This is a genomic window from Dactylosporangium sp. NPDC000244 (genome assembly GCF_040300725.1).
In the GTDB taxonomy this organism is placed as follows: Bacteria; Actinomycetota; Actinomycetes; order Mycobacteriales; family Micromonosporaceae; genus Dactylosporangium.
Genome location: NZ_JBEPEH010000001.1, coordinates 100,798 through 121,595, shown reverse-complemented (window position 1 = coordinate 121,595; position 20,798 = coordinate 100,798). Strand labels below are relative to the sequence as shown.

18 protein-coding genes are annotated in these 20,798 nt (G+C 72.9%); 5 read left to right on the top strand and 13 right to left on the bottom strand.

The window, feature by feature from the left end; all coding sequences use genetic code 11:
* Window position 1: 1 nt before the first annotated feature.
* Window positions 2-961 carry an ABC transporter permease gene (locus ABT369_RS00520; protein WP_350609852.1) on the bottom strand — a complete coding sequence of 320 codons (960 nt, stop codon included), beginning with the start codon at window positions 959-961 and terminating at the stop codon, window positions 2-4.
* Window positions 962-1,081: 120 nt separating this feature from the next.
* On the opposite strand from ABT369_RS00520, the gene ABT369_RS00515 reads away from it, so the two are divergent.
* Window positions 1,082-2,296, top strand: a complete 1,215-nt coding sequence (locus ABT369_RS00515) for a hypothetical protein (RefSeq protein WP_350609090.1) — start codon at window positions 1,082-1,084, stop codon at window positions 2,294-2,296.
* Here ABT369_RS00515 and ABT369_RS00510 read toward each other — a convergent pair.
* Genes ABT369_RS00510 through ABT369_RS00500 form a run of 3 tightly spaced genes read right to left on the bottom strand, consistent with a single transcriptional unit; the run spans window position 2,180 to window position 5,844 of the window.
* The gene (locus ABT369_RS00510; RefSeq protein ID WP_350609088.1) at window positions 2,180-2,761 is read right to left on the bottom strand and encodes a TetR/AcrR family transcriptional regulator; all 582 of its coding nucleotides are present in this window, start codon (window positions 2,759-2,761) and stop codon (window positions 2,180-2,182) included. The genes ABT369_RS00515 and ABT369_RS00510 overlap by 117 nt on opposite strands.
* A complete protein-coding gene (locus tag ABT369_RS00505; protein ID WP_350609086.1) occupies window positions 2,754-3,593 on the bottom strand; it encodes a class I SAM-dependent methyltransferase in 840 nt (279 codons plus the stop codon). The genes ABT369_RS00510 and ABT369_RS00505 overlap by 8 nt, the downstream gene beginning before the upstream one ends.
* A 46-nt stretch (window positions 3,594-3,639) precedes the next feature.
* Window positions 3,640-5,844 carry a PAS domain S-box protein gene (locus tag ABT369_RS00500; protein WP_350609084.1) on the bottom strand — a complete coding sequence of 735 codons (2,205 nt, stop codon included), beginning with the start codon at window positions 5,842-5,844 and terminating at the stop codon, window positions 3,640-3,642.
* Between the two features lie 67 nt (window positions 5,845-5,911).
* Here ABT369_RS00500 and ABT369_RS00495 point away from each other — a divergent pair, with 67 nt between their 5' ends.
* Window positions 5,912-6,658 carry an SAM-dependent methyltransferase gene (locus tag ABT369_RS00495; RefSeq protein ID WP_350609082.1) on the top strand — a complete coding sequence of 249 codons (747 nt, stop codon included), beginning with the start codon at window positions 5,912-5,914 and terminating at the stop codon, window positions 6,656-6,658.
* Here the strand turns inward: ABT369_RS00495 and ABT369_RS00490 are convergent.
* From ABT369_RS00490 to ABT369_RS00475, 4 genes are all read right to left on the bottom strand, one after another.
* The gene (locus tag ABT369_RS00490) at window positions 6,655-7,011 is read right to left on the bottom strand and encodes a hypothetical protein (RefSeq protein WP_350609080.1); all 357 of its coding nucleotides are present in this window, start codon (window positions 7,009-7,011) and stop codon (window positions 6,655-6,657) included. The genes ABT369_RS00495 and ABT369_RS00490 overlap by 4 nt on opposite strands.
* Window positions 7,012-7,099: 88 nt before the next feature.
* Window positions 7,100-8,764 (bottom strand): trypsin-like peptidase domain-containing protein, encoded by a 1,665-nt coding sequence (locus ABT369_RS00485; RefSeq protein WP_350609078.1) that lies wholly within the window; start codon window positions 8,762-8,764, stop codon window positions 7,100-7,102.
* A gap of 453 nt (window positions 8,765-9,217) precedes the next feature.
* A complete protein-coding gene (locus tag ABT369_RS00480; RefSeq protein WP_350609076.1) occupies window positions 9,218-10,564 on the bottom strand; it encodes a class I SAM-dependent methyltransferase in 1,347 nt (448 codons plus the stop codon).
* On the bottom strand, window positions 10,561-11,934 hold the full coding sequence (locus ABT369_RS00475; RefSeq protein ID WP_350609074.1) for an FAD-binding oxidoreductase: 1,374 nt from the start codon (window positions 11,932-11,934) through the stop codon (window positions 10,561-10,563). The genes ABT369_RS00480 and ABT369_RS00475 overlap by 4 nt, the downstream gene beginning before the upstream one ends.
* A 389-nt stretch (window positions 11,935-12,323) precedes the next feature.
* Here ABT369_RS00475 and ABT369_RS00470 point away from each other — a divergent pair, with 389 nt between their 5' ends.
* Window positions 12,324-13,400: an AOC03_06830 family ribosome hibernation factor gene (locus tag ABT369_RS00470; RefSeq protein WP_350609072.1), complete on the top strand. Its 1,077-nt coding sequence runs from the start codon at window positions 12,324-12,326 to the stop codon at window positions 13,398-13,400.
* Between the two features lie 83 nt (window positions 13,401-13,483).
* Here the strand turns inward: ABT369_RS00470 and ABT369_RS00465 are convergent, their stop codons facing one another.
* Window positions 13,484-14,056 (bottom strand): TetR/AcrR family transcriptional regulator, encoded by a 573-nt coding sequence (locus ABT369_RS00465; RefSeq protein ID WP_350609070.1) that lies wholly within the window; start codon window positions 14,054-14,056, stop codon window positions 13,484-13,486.
* Window positions 14,057-14,139: 83 nt separating this feature from the next.
* On the opposite strand from ABT369_RS00465, the gene ABT369_RS00460 reads away from it, so the two are divergent.
* Entirely contained in the window at window positions 14,140-14,787 is a 648-nt protein-coding gene (locus ABT369_RS00460) for an NAD(P)-dependent oxidoreductase (protein WP_350609068.1), read from the top strand.
* 129 nt (window positions 14,788-14,916) lie between these two features.
* On the opposite strand, the gene ABT369_RS00455 is transcribed toward ABT369_RS00460, so the two are convergent.
* The 3 genes from ABT369_RS00455 to ABT369_RS00445 all read right to left on the bottom strand — a co-directional run bounded on the left by ABT369_RS00455 (window position 14,917) and on the right by ABT369_RS00445 (window position 18,510).
* Window positions 14,917-16,668 carry an ABC transporter substrate-binding protein gene (locus ABT369_RS00455; RefSeq protein ID WP_350609066.1) on the bottom strand — a complete coding sequence of 584 codons (1,752 nt, stop codon included), beginning with the start codon at window positions 16,666-16,668 and terminating at the stop codon, window positions 14,917-14,919.
* Window positions 16,669-17,113: 445 nt separating this feature from the next.
* Window positions 17,114-17,557 carry an RpiB/LacA/LacB family sugar-phosphate isomerase gene (locus ABT369_RS00450; protein ID WP_350609064.1) on the bottom strand — a complete coding sequence of 148 codons (444 nt, stop codon included), beginning with the start codon at window positions 17,555-17,557 and terminating at the stop codon, window positions 17,114-17,116.
* 20 nt (window positions 17,558-17,577) lie between these two features.
* Window positions 17,578-18,510 carry a DMT family transporter gene (locus ABT369_RS00445; protein ID WP_350609062.1) on the bottom strand — a complete coding sequence of 311 codons (933 nt, stop codon included), beginning with the start codon at window positions 18,508-18,510 and terminating at the stop codon, window positions 17,578-17,580.
* On the opposite strand from ABT369_RS00445, the gene ABT369_RS00440 reads away from it, so the two are divergent.
* Window positions 18,509-19,897, top strand: a complete 1,389-nt coding sequence (locus ABT369_RS00440) for an aminotransferase-like domain-containing protein (RefSeq protein WP_350609060.1) — start codon at window positions 18,509-18,511, stop codon at window positions 19,895-19,897. The two genes, ABT369_RS00445 and ABT369_RS00440, sit on opposite strands and share 2 nt — an antisense overlap.
* 280 nt (window positions 19,898-20,177) lie before the next feature.
* On the opposite strand, the gene ABT369_RS00435 is transcribed toward ABT369_RS00440, so the two are convergent.
* A complete protein-coding gene (locus ABT369_RS00435; RefSeq protein ID WP_350609058.1) occupies window positions 20,178-20,558 on the bottom strand; it encodes an STAS domain-containing protein in 381 nt (126 codons plus the stop codon).
* Window positions 20,559-20,798: the final 240 nt, after the last annotated feature.

Genomic DNA, 20,798 nt, shown 5'->3' with positions numbered 1-20,798 from the left:
CCTACCGCTGCGACTTCGGGTCGAGCGCGTCGCGCAGCGCGTCGCCGAAGAGGTTGAAGGCCAGCACGAGCACGAAGATGGTGACGCCCGGGAACAGCACGTAGGCCGGGTCGGTCTGCAGGTAGTTGAGGCTGCGGAAGATGGTGCGGCCGAAGTCCGGGGTCGGTTCGAGCATGCCGATGCCGAGGAAGGACAGGGCGGCCTCGCCGGTGATGTACGCCGGGATCGCCAGCGAGAAGGCGACCAGGATCGGCGCCCCGAGGTTGGGCAGCAGCTCCCGCAGCAGGATGCGCGGCACGCGGGCCCCGCCGGCCTTGGCCGCCTCGACGAACTCGCGCTCCCGCAGCGAGAGCACCTGCCCGCGCACGAGCCGCGCGGTCGTCGTCCAGCCGAACGCGGTGAACAGCGAGATGAGCACGACGACCCGGAACCAGCCCGGCACCGCCTCGCGGGGGCCGTAGAAGTGCAGCTCCAGCGGCCGGATCACGGCGAGGGTGAAGATGAGGAACGGCAGCGCCAGGGTCACGTCGGTCACCCAGTTGAGGATGGCGTCGACCCAGCCGCCGAGGTAGCCGGCGACGATGCCGAGCAGCACGCCGACGACGGTGGTCATGAGCGCGGCGGCGAACGCGATGCCCAGCGAGGTGCGCATGCCGTAGACCATCTGCATGAACAGGTCCCGGCCCTGCCCGGGCTCGAGGCCGAACCAGTGCGCGCCGCTGATGCCGCCGGAGATGCCGTAGGGCATCCCGTAGCGGTCGAGGTCGTCCTTGAAGTCGTCCTGCGGCCCGACGCCGTAGGCGAGCCGGATGAGCGGCGCCGCGAGCGCGACGACCACGAGCAGCACCGAGACCACGCCGCTGACGAGCGCGGTCCGGTCGCGGCGCAGCCGCCGCCACGCCATCCGCCCCGGCGAGCGGGTGGCGAGCTCGTGGGGGGCCGCGGGTTCGAGGGGCGTCATGCTCACGCGGCGGCTCCCTCCGATCCCGGTCTATGTAGCTAATCGCCACGCCCTGACACGTGCACGAAAATAAGCTACAGCGACGAGCGGTGATGTGTGAAGACCTCATATGCTCGCCGCGTGGGAAAGATCGTGCGGGTGCTGCTGGCGGCGCTGGTGTCGGCGTTCGCGGCGAGCGCGCTGCTGCGCTTCCACGCGCCGGTCTCCGGGGCCGAGCGGCAGCTCGCCCACCTGCGGGCCGAGCTCGACGACGGCGCCGGCGAGGACGCGCAGCGGCTCTTTCCGGAGGGGTACTTCTTCCTGCACGCGCTCTACGGGCTCGCCTGGGTCGACGTCGGGCGGCACGCGCGCGACAAGGGCGAGGCGGTGCGCGAGATCCGGTGGGCGCTGGACCGCCTGGACTCACCCGACGGGACGGCGCCGTTCAGTGCCGGGCTCGCGCCGCGCTACGGGGTCTTCTACGCCGGGTGGACGAACTGGCTGCGCGGCGGGCTGCTCAGCCTGCGGCGGGATCCCGATCAGGTGCGGCGGTTCGAGTCCGGCTCGCGGGAGATCGCGCGGGCGTTCGACGCGAGCGCGACGCCGTTCCTGCCGGCCTATCCGGGACAGTCCTGGCCCGTCGACTCCACGGTGGCGATCGCCTCGCTGCGCCTCTCCCCCGACCACGCCGGCACCGTGCGGGCGTGGGTGGACAAGGCCAGGCAGCGGCTCGACCCCGCCACCGGGCTGCTGCCCCACGTCACCGATCCCGGAACGGGCGAGCCGCTGCAGGGCGCGCGGGGCAGCTCACAGAGCGTCATCCTGCGCTTCCTCGCCGACGTCGATCCGGGGTTCGCCCGCGAGCAGTACCTGCGCTTCCGCGACCTGTTCGTGGACTCCCCGCTGCACCTCGGCCCCGCGGTGCGCGAGTATCCGAAGGGGACGGACGGCCCCGGGGACGTCGACAGCGGGCCGCTGCCGCTGGGGATCTCGTTCTCGGCCACCGTGGTGAGCATCGGCGCGGCCCGGGTCAACGGCGACGGCGCGCTCGCGGACGCGCTGGCCGCCTACGGCGAGCTCGCCGGAGTGCCGATCAACACCTGGCACACCAAGCGGTACGCCCTCGGCGTGCTCCCGATCGGGGACGCGTTCCTGGTATGGGCGAACACCGCACCGGACCGGGCGACGGGGATCGACGGCGGCGTGAGTCCACTGTGGAAGGCGCCGCTGACCGTCGCCCTACTCCTGCTCGCCGCCGCCCCCTGGAGCCGCCGGCTGCGCAAACGGCGCCATCAGCAGACCGACCGCCCGGACGAAGGCCTCGTGGTCGAGCCCGTCGTCCCAGAGCGTCTGTAGCACCAGCCCCTGGTAGATGGCGACGAACACGCGGGCCAGGGACTCGGGGTCCTCGGTTTGCCCGGCGAGCAGCGGCGCGACGGCGGCCACGGGGCGATCGACGTTCGCGCGGGACATCGCGCGCACGTCCGGGTCACGCACCGTCTCCGCCCACACCTGCACCGCCAGCTGGAGCTCGGGCCGGGTCTCGGGCGCGCCGACGCGGCGCAGCACGTCGAGGTAGCCCGCGGCCGGGTCGTCGCCGAGCATGGTGGTGCGCCGCTCGTGCCACTCGGCGACGATCGCGGCGATCATGTCGTCCTTGCCGGTGAAGTACCGGTAGATGAGCCCGGCGCTGATGCCCGACGCGCGCACGATGTCCTGCATCGACGTGCGGTGGAAGCCCTCCCGCGCGAAGCAGGCCGCCGCGGCGTCGAGGATCTGGCGCCGGCGCGCCGCGAAGTGGGCGTCGTCAACCTTAGGCACGGCAGACCGCGATGCGGTAGAACTCGGCGGTCGGCTCGTCGCGGCCGAGGGGCTCGAGGTAGCGCGCGGCCGCGTCCCGCGTGGACAGGTCCTCGACGAGGTGCAGGGCGCGCTGCTCGAGGTACGCCGGAAGCTCGGCGGGATCGAAGCCGAAGGTCCACGGCTCGCCCCCGCGGCGCACGGCGTTGTGCCACTCCGCGACGCCGGTGAACGCGCCCGTGCCGTCGAGCACGGCCCGGTCGACGTAGGTGAACACGACGGTGCCGCCCGCGGCGAGCAGGCCCGCGAGGGCGCGCAGGGTCGCGTCGACGGCCTCGGCGGTGAGGTAGTTCGTGACACCCTCCCACACGACCACGGCCGGGGCCGACGCGTCGAAGCCGGCGGAGAGCAGGGCCGGGGCGAGCGCGTCGCGGGTGAGGTCGACGGGGACGTAGTGAACGGTGCCGCCCGCGGGCGACCGGCGCCGCTTGGTGGCCTGGGTCGCGGGGTGGTCGACCTCGAACGCGACGGGCACGGCCAGGCGGTGGGCGCGGTTGTCGAAGCCGGCGCCCAGCAGCACCAGCTGCGAGCCGCCGGCCGCCCGCACCTGGTCGTCGATGAAGCGGGTGCGCACCACGGCCGAGGCGCGCGGGCCGCCGGCGAAGTGGTGGTCGAGGTATCGCACGATCCACCGGTGCACGGCGGGCACCCGCGAGGCGGTGGCGACGGCGCGGTGCAGCGGCGGCAGCATCCTCGCCGCGAGCCGGTCGTCGAAGAGGCGGTCGTGGCGGCGGTTGTGCTCGAGGGCGCGGAAAAGCGCCACGTGCTCCGCGGAGCGGCTGCTACCTCGCATGCCGGTCAGAATAATGAATGAACGTCCATTTTCACAAGCTCGCGCTTCACACGCTCGCCAGCTGGTCCGCGACGGCGTTGAGCAGGTCCGCGCCCGTGAAGGGCTTCTCCAGCAGGTGCACGCCCGGGTCGAGGATGCCGTTGCTGGTGAGCACGGGCTGCGCGTAGCCGGACATGAACAGCACCCGGGTCGCCGGGCGCAGCTGCAGCACCCGCTCGGCCAGCACCCGGCCGAGCATGCTCGGCATCACCACGTCGGTGAGCAGCAGGTGGATCGCGCCGCCGTGCTCGGAGGCGAGTTGGAGCGCGGCGACCCCGTCGGCGGCGGAGAGCACCGTGTAGCCGCCCCGGCGCAGGATTCGCGTGGTCACCTCGCGCAGCGCCGGCTCGTCCTCGGCGACGAGCACGGTCTGGCCGCGGCCGGGCGGGCGGGCGACCCGGGCGGAGTCCTCGGCGACGAGCACGGCGTCGCTGGCCGGGAGCAGGATCGTGATCGTGGTCCCGACGCCCGGCTCGGAGTAGATCTGCACGCTGCCGCCGGCCTGGGCCACGATGCCGTAGACGGTGGCCAGCCCCAGCCCGGTCCCCTCGCCGCTGGGCTTGGTGGTGAAGAAGGGCTCGAAGGCCTGCTCGATGACCTCGCGGGGCATGCCGGTGCCGGTGTCGGAGACCCGGACGCGCACGTGCGGGCCCGGCGTGAGACCTTCACGGACCGCCGTGTGCCCGTCGTCGACGAGCACGAGCCCGGTGTCGATGGTCAGCTCACCGCCGCCGGGCATCGCGTCGCGGGCGTTCACCGCCAGGTTGACCAGCACCTGCTCGAGCCGGCCGGGGTCGGCGACCACGGTCGGCAGCCCGTCGGCCAGCGAGGTGCGCAGCGAGATGTGCTCGCCGATCGAGCGGTTCAGCATCAGCTGTACCTCGCCGATCACGGCGTTGACGTCCAGCGGCCTCGGGCGCACCACCTCGCGGCGGGCGAACGCGAGCAGCTGGTGGGTGAGCTCGCTGCCGCGGCGCCCGGCCCGCAGGATCTGCTCGGCGTCGAGGGCGAACGGCGTGTCGGAGCCGTCCTCGACGATGAACTCGGCGTAGTTGAGGATCACGGCGAGCAGGTTGTTGAAGTCGTGCGCGATGCCGCCGGCGAGCTGGCCCAGGCTCTCCAGGCGCTGGGTGCGCTGCTGGCGCACCTCGTCCTTCTGCCGCTCCGCCTCCTCCCGCAGCCGCCGGTGCTCGGTCATGTCCCGCACGCTGGCCAGGGTGATCTCGCCGTCGTCGCCCTTGAGCGTGCTCAGCGTGATGTCGACGGGCAGCCCGGTGCCGTCGCGCCGGTGGGCGACCGCGGACTCGCCCCGCGACGCGTCGACCCCGCCCGGCAGGAGCCGCCGCACGGGCATCCCGATCATGTCGAAGCGCGCGATGCCGAAGAGGCGCTCGGCCGAGGCGTTGACCAGCACGATCCGCTCGTCCTCGCCGACGCCCAGCAGCGGGTCGGGGGCCGCGTCGAGCACCGCCTGCACCTGCGCCTCGGCCCGCTCGCGCTCGCTCATGTCGCGGGTGATCGTGGTGACCCCGACCGTGCGCCCGTCGGGGCCGGTGAGCGGCGACACCAGCATCGACACGGTGAGCTCGGTGCCGTCGCGGCGCTGCCGTACCGTCCGGAAGCGGTCGACCCGCCCGCCCGCCGCGACGATCGCGCGGATCTCCGCCTCGTCCCCGCGCCGGTCGGGCGGGATGATGACGTCCTTGGGCCGCCCGACCATCTCGCCCGCCGCGAAACCGTAGAGGCGCTCGGCCCCCGGGTTCCACGACAGCACGCGCCCGTCGAGGTCGGTGGTGACGATCGCGTCGTGCGAGGACTGCACGATCGAGGCGAGCAGCGACTGGGCGGGGTCGAACCCTTCCGCGCCCGTGTCGCGGATGGTGGCCACCAGCAGCGGCCCGTCGTCGTTGCGGATGACCGAGAGCGTGATGTCGGCCAGGAACTGCGAGCCGTCGCCGCGCATCATGGTCAGCGGCTGGCCGGTGCGGACCGCGGGGTGCTCGCCGTCCATGTACGCGGCAAGCCGGGGCACCATCGAGGGCCCGTCGGCCGGCACGAGCACGTCGACGGCGCATCCGGACAGGTCCTCGCGGCCGAACAGCGCCCGGGCGGCGACGTTGGCCAGCACGATCCGCCCGTCGTAGCTCGAGATGATCAGGGGGTCGGGCGCCACTTCGAGCAGGCTCTCGGCCAGGCGCTCCGTCCACCGCATTTCACCAAGAGTAGAAGAATCGTGACTTTGCGTTTTAGACTTCGGACATTTCGGGAACATGTGACATATGAGCGTTGACCCGAACCGGCCCAGCGCCGCCCGCATCTACGATCACTACCTCGGCGGGCGGCACAATTTCGCCGTGGACCGGGCCGTGGCCGCCCGCGCGCTCGCGCTCATCCCCGACCTCCCGCGCATCGCCCGGGCCAACCGGGCGTTCCTGCACCGCGCGGTGCGGTACGCCGCCTCCCGCGGGGTGGTGCAGTTCCTCGACATCGGCTCGGGGATTCCGACCGAGGGCAACGTCCACGAGATCGTGCCGTCCGGGAGGGTGGTGTACGTCGACGTCGACCCCACCGCCGTCGTGCACGCGCGGCAGATCCTGGCCGGCAACCCGTCCACCGCGGTCATCCAGGCCGACCTGCACGACGCCGAGCAGATCCTCGGCGATCCCCAGGTCAAGGCCCTGCTGGACTTCACGCGCCCGGTCTGCCTGCTGCTCGTGGCCATCCTGCACTTCGTCCCGGACACGCCGGAGCTGCGCGCGGCCCTGCGCACGTACCGCGACGCGCTCGCGCCCGGCAGCCTCATCGCGCTGTCCCACGCGACCGGGGAGGTGGGCGACCTCGCCGACCTGTACACGCGCACCGGGACGCCGATGGTGCTGCGCGACCGGGGCGAGCTGGCCGGGCTCCTGGAGGGCTGGGACCTGGTCGAGCCCGGCGTGGTGCACGGGCCCGCGTGGCGCCCGGACGAGCCCGTCGCCGAACCGGACTCGTACGCGACCCTGGCCGCGGTCGCGGTGCGCCCCTAGAGGTCCTCGTCGGCCGCTTCCGCCTCGGCCGTGATGACGAGCTGCTCGACGTGCCGGTGCGGCGCGGGCTGGCCGGCCACGGGCGCCTCGGCGGCGACCGCCTCCAGCGCGGCCCACACGTCCTTGAGCCCGTCGTCGCCCCCGCGCAGGTGCAGGGTGGGCGAGCCGCGCAGCTCGATCACCAGCGGCCCCTCGGCCCGCTCCTGCTCCACGGCGCCGTTGCGGATCGGCACCCGCACGGCCGGGCCGGCCTCGCGCAGGAGGTCGGCGAGCGCCCGCAGCGCCGCGGGCGAGCCGGTCAGGTCGAGGTTGTCGCCGATCACGCGCAGGCGGCAGTACCGCTGATCGTCCATCCCGCCATTCTGCCGCCGCGCGTCCGGGGAAAACGCAGCGGCCCGCGTTGTGGCGAACGCGGGCCGCTGCTGCGAAAGGAATCTTGGACTAGGGGGCTTCGCCGAGCGTGACGGTGACCGTCTGCTCGCTGCCGTTGCGGTTGATGGTGACCTGGACCTTATCGCCGGCCTTGGCGCCCTGGACCGCGTTGATGAGGCCGGTCGCGTCGTTCACCGTCGCCGAGCCGAACTTCGTCACCAGGTCGCCGGTCTTCAGGCCGGCCTTGTCCGCCGGGCCGCCCGCGACCACGCCGCCGATGAGGGCGCCGCCGTTGCCGTCGGTGAGCTGCACACCGAGGTACGGGTGGCTGACCTTCCCGCCCTTGGCGAGCTGGTCGGCCGAGGAGCGGGCGCGGTTGGCGGAGATGGCGAACCCGACGCCGATGTTGCCGCTGTTCTCCCCCGCGGTGGCGATCGCGGTGTTGATGCCGACGACCTCGCCGCGCAGGTTGACCAGGGCACCGCCGGAGTTGCCGGGGTTGATGGCGGCGTCGGTCTGGATCGCGTCGGCGATGGACTTGCCGCCCTGCTCGCCCTCGATCGTACGGTGCAGCGCGCTCACGATCCCGGCCGTCACGGAGCCCTGCAGGCCGAGCGGGGAGCCGACCGCGAGCACGGTGTCGCCGACCCGCAGCGCGTCACTGTCGCCGAACTTGGCCGGCGTGAGCCCGGACACGCCCTGGATCTTGATCACGGCGATGTCGCCGGCCGGGTCGGTCCCGACCACGGTCGCCGCGGCCGTCTTGCCGGTGCTGAAGGTGACCTGGAGCTTCGTGGCCCCGGCCACCACGTGGTTGTTGGTGATGACCTGCCCGTCGGCGGTCATGATGACGCCGGAGCCCTCGGCCTCGCCGGTGCTGATGTCCACGACGCTGGGCAGCACCGTCTCCGCCACCCCGCCGACCGAGGACCGGTCCAGGTTGGGGGCCGGGTTCTGCGACACCACGGAGGGCGACGCGGCCTGCTTGTCGCCGGCGAGCTGGGTCGCGACCAGTCCCCCGCCGAACGCCGACAGCAGCGCGAGCACGACGGCTCCCACGATGAGCAGGCCTACCCGTCCGCCGCGCTGCCCTCCCGGCTGGCCGTACCCGGGCTGGCCGGGGTGCGGCGGGTATCCGGGCGGCGGGCCGTACGGGTGGCCGGCCTGCGGGAAGGCGCCCGGGCTGTGGCCGTAGGGGGCGCCGGTGGAGATCGGGGTCGTGGCGAAGGTGCCCGTCGGGTGGCCGTTGGCCGGGAGCTGCTGCGTCGGGTGGGTCGCCGGGTAGGCATGGCCGTTCGTCGCCGGGCGGCTCCAGGGGGAGCCGGGCGGCGCGACGACGGGCTGGGGCGCGGTGACGGCGCCGCCTGGGGGCGCGAACACGGGCGGGTGCGGCGGGGCCGGGGGCGCGGAGCTCATGGCGGCCGGCGGGGCCGAGGCCGGGTAGGCGGGCGGCGCTGAGGCCTGGGCGCTCGGGTCTGACGGGGTCATCCAGGCCGGCGGGGCCGAGGACGGGGCTGGGTGGTACTGGGCCGGCGCGGCCGAGGACGGGGCCGGGTTGTACTGGGCCGGTGGGTTCGCGGCGGCAGGCGTCGGCGGGTTCACGGCGGGCGGGGTCGGTGGGGGCCAGGATGCCTGGGGCGGCTGCGGCGGAGCGGCGAGCTCTTCCGGCTTCGAAGCGGGGCCGGGCGTCTCGGCGGGCTCCGCAGTGCTCCACTGGCGGTCCTGGTCACTCATGATGTCCAGATTGCACGCCGCGGCTGCCACGAAACTGGATTCTCCCTGGGAGAAAGCCGAGAGCCGCGATTCGACCGCCGCAGTCGGATACGTCCGCCTTCGTCCGGGCGATGACAACCCGCTACATGGTGATATAAGCGATAAATCCGGACAAGCTCGCTTGTCCGGATTTATCGCTGACGGCCGGGCACATCGGGCGTCCGGCGTGCGGAACGGTCATCGTCGCCACGCCGTCGTCATCGCCCACGCGCTGACGAGCCGACGCCGGGGTCGCGAACGGCCTGTCCACGCCCGGCCCTCCGCAGAAACCGTCGCCGCCCGCCGACGAGCCGCGATCGCGCGCGAGCGGCCTGTCGCCCCGCCATCCGCAGAAAACCGTCGCCGCCCGCTGGAGACGCGAGCGCGGGCGGCCGGGGCACGAACCCGGCCGCCCGCGGCAGGCGGCACGTGGTGTCAGGCGGTCCAGTCGGGCCGCAGCGGGTACGAGGAAACGCCGTCCTTCGTCGTCTTCGTCGCGAGGATCTGGTGCAGCTGGATCTCGTTGCGCTCGAACGCGAGCCGCGAGCCGGCCATGTAGAGGCCCCAGACCCGCGCGGTGCCGAGGCCGACCTCGTTCACGCACGCGTCCCAGTGCTCGACCAGGTTGCGGTTCCAGCCGGCGAGGGTCAGCGCGTAGTGCAGGCGCAGGTTCTCCTCGTGCTGCACCTCGAACGCGGCGTCGTGCACGGCGCTCACGAGGCGGCCCGGCGAGGCCAGCTCGCCGTCGGGGAAGACGTAGCGGTCGATGAAGGCGCCCGGCTTGTGCGAGGCGCGGTTGTCCGAGCGGGTGATGCAGTGGTTGAGCAGGCGGCCGCCCGGCTTGAGGCGATCGCGCAGCGCCCCGAAGTAGCGCGGGTAGTTTCGCACGCCGATGTGCTCGGTGAGGCCGATGGAGCTGACGGCGTCGAAGTGCTCGAGGGGGGCGTCGCGGTAGTCGAGGTACCGTACCTCGGCCAGGTGGCCGAGGCCCTCCCGCTCGATCGCCTCCTGCGCCCACTCGGCCTGCTCGCGCGAGAGCGTCACGCCGAGGGCGCGCACGCCGTACTCGCGCGCCGCGTGCCGCACCATCCCGCCCCAGCCGCAGCCGACGTCGAGCAGGCGCTGGCCCGGCTTGAGCGCGAGCTTGCCGGCCACGAGGTCGTACTTGTTCGCCTGCGCCTGCTCGAGCGAGTCGGACTCGGAGCGGAAGCAGGCGCAGGTGTACGTCATCGACGTGCCGAGCACCATCTCGTAGAAGCGGTTCGAGACGTCGTAGTGGTGGTGGATCGCGTCGGCGTCGCGGCCCTTGGCGTGGCGCAGGCCGAGGCCCGCGAGGGTGCGCTTCCAGCCCGGGGTCGCCTCCTGCGGCGGGGGCGGCGGCGGGCGCAGGCGCTCCCAGCCGAGGCCGCGGACCAGCCGCAGCGCCTCGCTCGCGGAGGGCATCCGCAGCTGCAGGCCGTTCGCGAGCGCCGCGAGGGCCGGGTACGGGTCGCCGGGGTGGGCGCCGCGGACCTCGAGGTCGCCGGTGACGTACGCGCGGGCCATGCCGAGATCGCCGGGCGCGGTGAGCACGTAGGACAGGCCCCGCTCGGACGCGACGTGCAGGCCGATCGCGGCGTCCGCGGGACCGACCGCGCTGTCGTCGTAGGCGGTGATGCGGACCGTCGGCTCGCTGTTGGTGACGGCCCGGACGATGTCGGCGACCTTGGGCACGGGGGGCCGGCGGCGGGGCTGGCCGGGTACGGATCCTTGAGTGTTCGTCGGACGATAGGTGCTGGTCATCTGCGCCCCACAACCTTGTCGTAGAGGTCGGTCAATCGGTGACCGGGGTCGTAGCGGTCCTTGGCGGCGCGGTACGCGGGACCGCCGTAGAGCCGGTCGAAGGTCTCCCGGTCGTAGTAGGCATCGGAGTAGAGGGACTTGTGGCCGCCGAGCTCGAAGACCTTGTCCTCGATGAGGCGGTTCACGTCGCCGTCGGCGCGGCCCGGCTCGATCGGCACGGTGCCCCAGAAGCCGACGTTCACGTAGGCCTGCCCGGCATGCATCGGGTAGAGCGGCCACTCCCGCTCCCGCAGTCGCAGGGGACAGAGCCAGAGCGGCGCCATCGGTACCTCCCGGGCGAACCACCGCAGGAAGTCGCCCGTGCGTTCGAGTGGCAGCTCGACGTCCTGCACGACCCGTTCGCGGTCGAGCTCGCCCCGCCAGCGGCCGACCTTGGCGGCGAAGCCGTAGCGGTTCTCGAGGCGGACGATGCGGTGGTACACGTCGGAGCGGCGGTACTGCCGCGGCCACAGCCGGCGCACGGCGGGGATCTGCGCCCCGAACGCGGCCGAGCACCAGAACCAGTCGGTGTCCCAGCGCCACAGGTAGTCGTAGGCGGAGAGACGATCGCCGGCCTTGGCGCGCAGCGACTGGTAGTAGACGTCCTGCCCGGCGTAGTCGCTGGACGGGCCGGGCTCGTCGGTGAAGTGGCCCAGCACCAGGTAGGACTCGCCCGGCCGGAACACGACGCCGTCCATGACGTCGACCGTCCGGCCCTCGTACTGCCCGGTCTTCATCACCTCGCCGACGACCTCGAGCAGATCGTCGAGCTCGTCGAAGCGCACGTTGCTGGTGCGCACCCCGGCGGCGATCGGCATCAGCTCGATGCGCAGGCGGGTGGCGTACCCGAGGCTGCCGAGCGAGTTCGGGAACGCCTCGAACAGCTGCGCGTGCTCGTTGTCGGGCCGCGCCGTGAGCACCTCGCCGGCGCCGGTCAGGATGTCCAGCTCCAGCACCGACTCGTGCGGCAGCCCGTGGCGGAACGAGGTGGCCTCGATCCCGAGCCCGGTGACGGCGCCGCCGAGGGTGATGGTGCGCAGCTGCGGTACGACGAGCGGCATGAGCCCGTGCGGGAGGGTGGCGTCGACCAGGTCCTCGTACGTGCACATGCCCTGCACCTCGGCCGTGCGCGCCGCGGGGTCGACCTCGATCACCCCCCCGAGCCCGCTGACGTCCAGCCCGTGGTGCACCTCGGCGCGCGGCCGGAACAGATTCGAGGTCTTCTTCGCCAGCCGCACCGTGTCGCCGAGTGGAATCGCGGCATAGGAAGCTTTGAGGGTATCGACGGCCCGGCGGTGTGCCGCCCAGCCGACCGGTTGACCACGTCCCATGCAACCACCTCGCCTTTCCCCGTGAAGTGGAGGCTTGCCTCAGTTCAAACTTGCACACTCCGCAAGATCAGCCAACGCCTGGTGACTGAACTCACGCACACGTGTAACTCCGGCGATACCCCGGCCACCATCTCCCCCGCCCGACGCGTTTACAACCATCTCGGCGTGGGACTCCGGCCGGACCGGCGGCCACCTGGCGCTCATCCGGGCGGGTGACGGGTACGGCGCCCCGGGTGAGGGCGCCCTGGTGCGGTCCTGCCACCGCGGAGGCCGGGATGTCTGGCGGGAGCGACGGTCCGGACCACCGCGGGCCCGAGCCATGGAAATGCCGCGGACGTTGACCCTCCGGAGGCGACCCCGGGCGGCGGTGTGCGCGGGACCGTGGGCACATGACGGTGAAGGACCTCGCGACCCTGACCCCGAGCGGGTACCCGGCGGTGTCCCTGCTCATGCCGACCCACCGCACGGCGCCGGAGAACCTGCAGGACCCGATTCGGCTGCGCAACCTGCTCGCGGAGGCGCGGCGGCGGCTCGAGCACGACGAGACGGTGCCGCGGGAGGTGGCCACGCAGGTGTACGACGAGATCGCCACGGCCGCCGGACAGGTCGACATGCGACACACCGGCGACGGGCTGGCGGTGTTCGCCTCGCCCGGGCAGGTGCACGTGCGCGTGCTCGACTCCCCGGTGCAGGAGCGGGTCGTCATCGCCGAGACGTTCGAGGTGCGCGACGTCGTCGCCGACGCGGCGCGGCGCCACCGGTACTGGGCCGTCGTCCTGTCCGAGCAGCCCACACGGTTGTGGAGCGGCGACGGGGCCGAGCTCGTCGAGGTGACCACGCACGGGTTCCCGTTCACGCACGAGGGCATGGGGCTACCGCGCGACTACGGGCAGGAGCCGAGCAAGCACGAGCGCGAGCGGCACCGGCGCTTCTTCCGCGACATCGCGACCGCGCTCGGCGAGGTCGACCGGCTCGACCCGCGGCCGGTGTTCGTGCTCGGGGTCGACCGCTACCTCGCGCACTTCGCCGCCGAGTGGCCGCGCCCGTTCGCCGGCACGGTGCTGGGCAACTACGACCACGCGGGCGCGCACGAGGTGTACGAGCTGCTGGCCCCGCGCCTGGCCGCGTACACGGCGATGGAGCAGGTCGCGGCCCTCGAGGCGCTGGACGCGGCGCGCGGCGCGAACCGGTTCGCGGCCGGCCTGGCCGAGTGCTGGTCGCTCGCGCACCAGGGCCGCGGCGCGCACCTGCTGGTCGAGGAGGGCTTCCACAGCCCCGCCTGGGTCCACGACGACCACCTGCACCCGCCCGACCAGGAGCCCCACCGCGACGCGCCGGGCGTGCTCCTCGACGACGCCGTCGACGACATCGTCGAAACCGTGGCCCGCCAAGGCGGCGAGGTCACCTTCGTCGGCGACGAAAGCCTCGCCGGCGACGGCCGGATAGCGCTCATCGTCAGGTTCTAGAAGCTCATGGCTCGGGTCCGCGGTGGTCCGGGCCGTCGCTCCCGCCAGGAATCCCGGCCTCCGCGGTGGTCAAGGCCGGCCCGCTAGAGCCGCAGGCCCGCGATGAAGGCCGCCGCCGCCTCGTCGTCCGCGACCGGTTCGGGGGCGAAGAACGTGATGAACGCGTGCTGGAAACACGCGCCGAGGATGAGGCCGGCCAGGGCCTCCGGCGAGGCGTCCGCCGCGATGTTGCCCAGCGCCTGCTCGGCCCGCAGGTACGCGGCCAGGCCCTCGTTCGCGCGGTGCGGGCCCAGGTTGCGCGCACGCAGGTGGTCGCGGTGGGCGGCCAGGATCGCGGGGTCCGAGAAGATCGACGCGAACATCGGGAAGCCGTCGCGGTAGAACGTGATGCACACGGTCGCCAGCTCGGTCAGGATGTCGCGGACCGGGGCCGAGCCCGCGCGGCCCGGCAGGGTCATGAGCATCGGGATGAACTGCGGGCCTCGCTCGTGCAGGACCACGACCATGAGCTCGAGCTTGTCGCGGAAGTGCTTGTAGAGCGTCGCCTCGGAGAAGCCCGCCTCGCGCGCGATCTCCTTCGTCGTGGCGTTGGCGAGGCCGCGCTCGCGCAGCACGCGCGCCGCGGCGTCGAGGATCACATCGCGCGTCGTCGCCAACCGGCACCCCTTCCGAAACTCGTGGTCACGTGCCATCGTAGGGGTTAGTGAGTACTTACTAACCGACAGGGGGGGCGGCAGGCATGAAGCTGACCGTGTTCGGGGCGACCGGCGGGATCGGTCGCGAGCTCATCCGGCAGGGCCGGGCGCGCGGGCACGAGCTGACCGCGGTCTCGCGGCGGCCCGTCGACCTCGGCTGCGAGGTGGTGGTGGCCGGCTTCGGCGACGCCGGGGCGCTGGCGGCCGCGGTCGCCGGGCGGGACGCGGTGCTGTCGGCGCTCGGGATGCGGCCCGCGGAGGTGAAGGCGCGCCGGAGCCGGGAGCCGGGGGCGCGCAGCACGGTGCAGGCCGACGGGGCCCGGGCCGAGGTCGCCGCGATGCTGGCGACCGGCGTGCGGCGGATCGTCACCGTCGACGCCGCGGGGCGGGTCACGGACCGCGGCGACGGGCCGGTCACGCGGCACGTCGTCAAGCCGCTCCTGCAACGCATCCTCGGCGAGGGGTTCGCGGACCTGGCCGTGGCCGAGCGGGTGCTGCGCGACAGCGACCTCGACTGGACGCTGATCGCGCCGCCCCGGCTGACCGACGGGCCGAACCGTCCATATCGGACGGTGCTCGACGTGAACGTCCGGGGTGGACGGACGCTGTCGCGCGCCGACGTGGCGGATGCGATGTTCCGGGCCCTCGACGAGCCGGAGTGGATCCGCCGCCGGGTCAATGTCGCGTACTGAACGAGGACCCGCACGAGGACCCGCACGAGGGCGCGACGACGGCCGGCCGCTCAAGGAGGCAGAGCAGCCGGCCGGTTGACCGCGCGTGCCGGGAAGTCCCTCGTCAACCCGGCACGTTGCATGCAGCGGTCAGCTCATGACGCCCAGGTTGACGAAGTCGACCATGCCGTAGTACTGCGTGATGTAGACGTTGGTCAGCCGCGGGTTGCGGTAGTTGAGCGCCTTGTCGTAGGTGAAGGGCATGTAGGCCGCCGACTCCGACACCTTGCGGTTGATCTGCTTCCAGATCTCGGCGTTCTTCGCCGGGTCGGCCTCGGCCGCGGCCTGGTCGATGAGCGAGTTGATCTCCGGGTCGTTCAGCTCGGCGTAGTTGTTGTTGCCCGACTCGGAGATGGCCCGGCCGTCGACGAGCGGCTTCAGGAAGCCCGACGCCGCCGGGTAGTCGGCGCCCCAGCCCGCCATCATCAGGCCGTAGCCCTTGTTGTGCACGTTGCTGGGCGAGCCGATGGTGGAGCGGAAGTACAGGCCCGAGTCCTGCGGGTCGAGCTTCGCGGTGATGCCGACCGCGGCGAGCGACTGCTGCAGTGCCTCAGCGGTCTTGGGCTCCTTGCCCTGGTTGCGCGTCGCGATGACCGTCTCGAAGCCGTTCGGCTTGCCGCACGCCGCGAGCTCTTCCTTGGCCTTGTCGATCTGCGGCTTGCCGGACTTGGTATTGAACAGGTCGTCGGCCGGGTCGTGGCCGTTGATCGTCGGCGGCAGCATGTTCGTGGCGATGTCACCGCCGGCCTCCGCGCCACCGCGGGCGGTCTGCATCGCGGTCTTGTCCAGCGCGTACTGCACCGCCTTGCGGCAGTGGATGTTGTCGAACGGCGCGACCTTGGTGCTGATGGCGACGTAGCGGATGAAGCCCGTCACCGGCGCGTCGGCGTTCTTCTTCTTCTCCGGGTCGAGCAGGATCTTCGGCTGCGCGCCCTGCTGGACGCCGGTCTGCGCGATGTCCAGGTCGACCTCGTTGGACAGCAGCTGGTTGTCGATCTCGTCGACCGCGGTGCCGTAGGTGATCTCGATGCGGTCCGGCAGCGCCTTGCGCACGGTGTCGGTCGCCGGGTCCCACTGGTCGTTGCGGACCATGGTGAGCTTCTTGCCCTGCTCCCACGACTCGAACTTGTACGGGCCGGTGGACTGCGGGTGGTTGGCGTACTGCGTGCCCGTGTCCTTGGAGCGCTGCACCGGGCTCGACGCCGGCATCTGCAGCCAGTAGAGGAGATCCGAGTTCGGCTTGGCCAGGTGGAACACGATGGTGTTGTCGTCCGGCGTCTCGACGGACTTCAGGCCGAGCTTGTTCGGGTCGGGGTCCTTGTACGCGCCGGGGTAGTTCTGGCCCTGGTCGAGCGCCTCCACGAGCCACTTCGGGCCGGCGTTGACGACCTCGGAGGCGAAGATGCGCTCGATGCCGTACTTGATGTCCTTCGAGGTGACGGGCGCGCCGTCCTCGAACTTGACGTTCGGCTTCAGGTGGAAGGTGTACGTCGTGCCGTTGTCGGTCGGCTTGGGCACCTCGGTCGCGAGGTCACCCACGAGCTTGAGCCCGTCGGCGCCCGGCTTGGACTCGTTGGCCAGCAGCGTACGAACGTAGAACCCCTTCATGATGTTCCACTCGCTCGCGTAGTACGCGATCGCCGGGTCCCACGAGTCGGGGTCGGGGTTGGTGGTGAGCTTGAGCGTGCCGCCCTTCTTGTCGGACGGGTTCAGCACACCGCTGATGGCCGCGTTGTAACCCCCGGAGCCTTTCTGACCGTTGTTTTTGCTGGTATCGTCGCCGCTGGAGCCGCCTCCGCAGGCCGACAGCGCGAGCGCCGCGGCGGCCGCACCGGCCACCATCGCACGCCTTCTCATATGTGCATACGTCATGTTCACGAGCAGGGCCTTTCAGGGTGCCGCGGTTGTAGGGCCGCGGATTCGGGGTCCCGGACGCAGGCAGCACCCATCGGCCGGCGTCCGCTTCGGCCCTCCACGGCGTGCCGCTCGGATGCGGCTCGAAACGTGTGCACAGTGGACCGTCCACTGTGCACAGGGCGCGGGCATGCACCACGCCCACCGTGTGGGTCGCCGGATGTCGGTTGACGATGGCGTTGCTACGTCACGTGGACGGCGATGTTCGTCGCCGTCATTGTGCAAAGACCTCGGGCGGCCCGGCCCGGTTGCGTCGGGAACTTCATTGCCGGATAACGGATTGGTCACCGCGCAGCGGGCCGCCGGTCAGACCGCGAGCGCGCAAACGGTTGCCTGCGTTACCGATTCTTGTCCGACGGCCGCGACGCGTGCCTCAGTCGTCGTCCAGCCCCCTCAGCAGCGCGATGTTCCCGGCCTCGTCCGGGTCCGGCCCGGGGGTCTCGAGAAAGGCGCGGAGCACCTCGACGGCGACGTCCGGGGCGAGGCGCTTGAGGCTCATCGCGAGGACGTTGGCGTCGTTCCAGAGGCGGGCCCCGCGGGCGACCCAGGGGTCCCAGGCCACGGCGGCGAGGACCCCGGGGACCTTGTTGGCCGCGATGGCCGTGCCGGTGCCGGTCCAGCACATCACGACACCCAGATCCGCGCGGCCCTCGGCCACGGCCCGCCCCACCCCGGCGCCGAGGCCGGGCCAGGGCTGCTCGCCGAGGCGCAGCACGTCGTGACCGGCCTCGGCGAGGTGGGCGAGGACGGCCTCGGTGGTCGCGTTGCTGTCGTCGGCCGCGAAGGCGATGCGCACGACCCCATTGTGCCCGTCCATCGTGCGCCTCCACGGTGCGATCAGGTGGTGACGCGGTCCGGGCCGTAGGCCTTCGGCTTCTCGAACCGGAGCCGCTGGGTCAGCGCCACGCAGGCGAGGACCAGGACGGCGGCGGCGAGGGCGACCGGCGGGACGTGCTCGTGCAGCAGCCACGCGGACCACGCCAGCGTGAGGACGGGCTGGGCGAGCTGGGTCTGCCCCACGCGGGCGACGCCGCCGCGGGCCAGACCGGCGTACCAGGCGAAGAAGCCCAGGAACATCGAGATCACGGTGAGGTAGGTGAAGCCGGCCCATCCGGCGGCGGGAGCGGCCGGCGGGTGGCGCAGCGCGGCCACCGTGGTGATGGCGACCGTGGCGGGCAGGGCGAGCACGAGCGCCCAGCAGATCGTGCGCGCGCCGCCGAGCTCGCGGGCCAGGGCGCCGCCCTCGGCGTACCCGAGGCCGCACAGCACGATCGCCGCCAGCAGGAACAGGTCGGCGGGGCCGAGCGCGCCGGAGACGGAGCCGCTCAGCACCAGGAACACGAGGACCGCCAGCAGGCCGGCCGCGCCCGCGAGCCAGAAGGCCGGGGTCGGGCGCTCCCGGGCGCGCAGGACCGCGAAGCCGGCCGTCATCGCGGGCAGCAGCGCGACCACGACGGCGCCGTGGGCGGCGGTGCTCGTCTGCAGGGCCAGGCTCGTGAACATCGGGAAGCCCGCCACGACGCCCAGCGCGACCACGGCGAGGCGGCGCCACTGGACCGCGGTGGGGCGCGGGGCGCGGACGAGCGCCAGATAGGCCGCGGCCAGCAGGCCCGCGCCGACCGCCCGCCCGAACGCGACGAACCACGGGTCCAGGTGCTCGACGGCCACCCGCGTGGCCGGCAGCGACATGCTGAACCCGAGGACGCCCAGCGCGCCGAGCGCGGCCCCCGTTATCGCATCCGAGCGGGTAACGTTATCCTTGCTTCTCATGAATGACGATAACGCAGCCGATCGCGTTATCCAAGATCTGCGCGCCGTCGCGACCGGGTCGGCGCCCGGGAGCCGGCTGCCCACCGTGCGGGAGCTCACCGCGCGGCACCAGGCGTCGCCGATCACCGTCAGCCGCGCGATCCGGACGCTGGCCGCCGAAGGGCTGCTCGACACGCAGCCCGGGCGGGGCACGTTCGTCGCCGCGCGCGCCGCGGCCGCGCCCGCGCCCGACCTCTCGTGGCAGTCGATCGCGCTCGGGCCGCGGCCGGCGGGCGAGGACGCGATGTCGGCGCTGCTGGCGGTACCGCGGCCGGGGGCGATCCCGTTGTCGAGCGGGTACCTCGACGAGGACCTCCAGCCGGCCGCCACGCTCGGCGCCGCGCTCGCACGGGCGGCCCGGCACCCCTCGAGCTGGCAGCGCGGGCCGGCCGAGGGGCGCGAGGACCTGCGCGCCTGGTTCGCCCGGGGCGCCGGGGCCTTGCGCGCCGACGACCTCGTCATCTGCCCGGGCGGGCAGGCGGCGCTCTCGACCGCGTTCCGCGCGCTGGCCGCGCCGGGCGACACGGTGCTGGTGGAGTCCCCGACGTATCTCGGCGCGCTCGCCGCCGCCCGCGCCGCCGGCCTGCGCGTCGTGCCGGTGCCGGCCGACGCCGCCGGGGTGCGCCCCGACCTGCTCGCCGCCGCGTTCAGGCGCACCGGCGCCCGGCTGTTCTACTGCCAGCCGATGTTCGCCAACCCGCACGGGGCCACGCTCGCACCCGGGCGCCGCGAGCGGGTGCTGGCCGAGGTCCGGGCCGCGGGCGCGTTCCTGCTCGAGGACGACTACGCGCGCGACCTCGCCATCGACGCCGATCCCCCGCCGCCGCTGGTCTGCGCCGACACGGACGGCCACGTGGTGTACCTGCGCTCGCTCACGAAGTCCGCCGCGCCCGGCCTGCGCGTGGCCGCGATCGGCGCCCGGGGCCCGGCCGGCGCCCGGCTGCGTGCGGCCCGCGTGCTCGACGACTTCTTCGTGTCGGGCCCGCTGCAGCAGGCCGCCCTGGACTTCGTGACCTCACCGGCGTGGCCGCGGCACCTCCGGGCGCTGCGAGCGGCCCTGCGCACGCGCCGCGACGCCCTCCTCGACGCGATCCGGCGCCATCTGCCGGCGTTGGATCCGCCGCCGGTACCGCGCGGAGGCCTCCACGCCTGGCTCCGCCTCCCCGACGGGACCGACGACGTGGCCGTGACGACCGCCGCGGCGGCCCGGCACGTGGTGGTCTTCCCGGGACGGCCCTGGTACGCCGCCGAGCCGGACGCGCCGCACCTGCGCCTCACGTTCGCCGCGGCTCCCCCGGCGCTGCTGGAGGAGGGCGTGCATCGACTCGCCCAGGCGCTGCTCGACTAGCTTTGTCAGGACCGCCTCCGCCGCGTCTGCGGGGGCTCTGCCCCGGCGCTGCTCGACTGGCCCGACGGGACCGAAGCCGCCGTCGCGACCGCCGCGGCTCCCCCGGCACGCGTTCGTTTACTGCGGCCTCGGGGCTCGCCCGGCGCCGCTGTTAGAGGAAGGCCGGCACCCGGCTCCCCCAGGCGTTGCTCGACCATCCCCGCGCCGGCGCTCGCTCGGCCGGTTGGCGTTCGCCCTTCGCGCGCGATCCGCCTTGTTCGCGCCTTGCGAGCGGGAATCCTCAGGCGGACTTCGGCGGGGCCCAGCCGCTCGTGCCGGTCGGGGTGCCCAGGATCTCCATCAGGCCGAGGAGGCTCAGGACGCGGCGCACCCCCGGGCTGGGGTTCACGATCCACAGGTCGCTGTTGTTCGTGATGGCGTGAGCGCGCGCGCTGACGAGCTTGCCGATGCCGGTCGAGTCGATGAAGGTCACCAGGCTCAGGTCGACCTCGACGGCACGGGCGCGGACGTCGTCGATGGCGCGCAAGAGCACCGTGCGCAGCTCGCCCACGTTCTCCAGCGTCACCTCGCCGGCGACGCGCACGCGCAGCGCCTGGTTGGGCAACGGCTCGACGGTCACGTTGAATTCGGGGAACACGGCGAAACGATCGGCGGGACTCATCGGGCTCAACACCTTCCAACATTCGAGCCGCTCTCACGATACGGGCATTCACGCCGCACGTCACCCCAGGCCATCACCATGGGCGAATCGTTCAACACCGAACGAGCACGGGCCCGCCCGCCGCCGGCCCGGATCTCGCGGCGGGTCGCGGGCTCTAAGCGAGTCGGGAGCGCTCGCGGGGTTGGAGCCGAGCCAGGAGCGAACGCGGGGTTGGAGCCGAGCCAGGAGCGAACGCGGGGC

Coding starts and splice junctions, on each gene's coding strand:
- ABT369_RS00445 (WP_350609062.1), bottom strand. CDS start 18,510: ATGAGAAGCAAGGATAACGTTACCCGCTCGGATGCGATAACGGGGGCC.
- ABT369_RS00455 (WP_350609066.1), bottom strand. CDS start 16,668: ATGGTGGCCGGTGCGGCCGCCGCGGCGCTCGCGCTGTCGGCCTGCGGA.
- ABT369_RS00450 (WP_350609064.1), bottom strand. CDS start 17,557: ATGGACGGGCACAATGGGGTCGTGCGCATCGCCTTCGCGGCCGACGAC.
- ABT369_RS00485 (WP_350609078.1), bottom strand. CDS start 8,764: ATGAGTGACCAGGACCGCCAGTGGAGCACTGCGGAGCCCGCCGAGACG.
- ABT369_RS00500 (WP_350609084.1), bottom strand. CDS start 5,844: ATGCGGTGGACGGAGCGCCTGGCCGAGAGCCTGCTCGAAGTGGCGCCC.
- ABT369_RS00435 (WP_350609058.1), bottom strand. CDS start 20,558: ATGAGTCCCGCCGATCGTTTCGCCGTGTTCCCCGAATTCAACGTGACC.
- ABT369_RS00475 (WP_350609074.1), bottom strand. CDS start 11,934: ATGGGACGTGGTCAACCGGTCGGCTGGGCGGCACACCGCCGGGCCGTC.
- ABT369_RS00505 (WP_350609086.1), bottom strand. CDS start 3,593: ATGCGAGGTAGCAGCCGCTCCGCGGAGCACGTGGCGCTTTTCCGCGCC.
- ABT369_RS00470 (WP_350609072.1), top strand. CDS start 12,324: ATGACGGTGAAGGACCTCGCGACCCTGACCCCGAGCGGGTACCCGGCG.
- ABT369_RS00520 (WP_350609852.1), bottom strand. CDS start 961: ATGACGCCCCTCGAACCCGCGGCCCCCCACGAGCTCGCCACCCGCTCG.
- ABT369_RS00490 (WP_350609080.1), bottom strand. CDS start 7,011: ATGGACGATCAGCGGTACTGCCGCCTGCGCGTGATCGGCGACAACCTC.
- ABT369_RS00480 (WP_350609076.1), bottom strand. CDS start 10,564: ATGACCAGCACCTATCGTCCGACGAACACTCAAGGATCCGTACCCGGC.
- ABT369_RS00440 (WP_350609060.1), top strand. CDS start 18,509: ATGAATGACGATAACGCAGCCGATCGCGTTATCCAAGATCTGCGCGCC.
- ABT369_RS00495 (WP_350609082.1), top strand. CDS start 5,912: ATGAGCGTTGACCCGAACCGGCCCAGCGCCGCCCGCATCTACGATCAC.
- ABT369_RS00460 (WP_350609068.1), top strand. CDS start 14,140: ATGAAGCTGACCGTGTTCGGGGCGACCGGCGGGATCGGTCGCGAGCTC.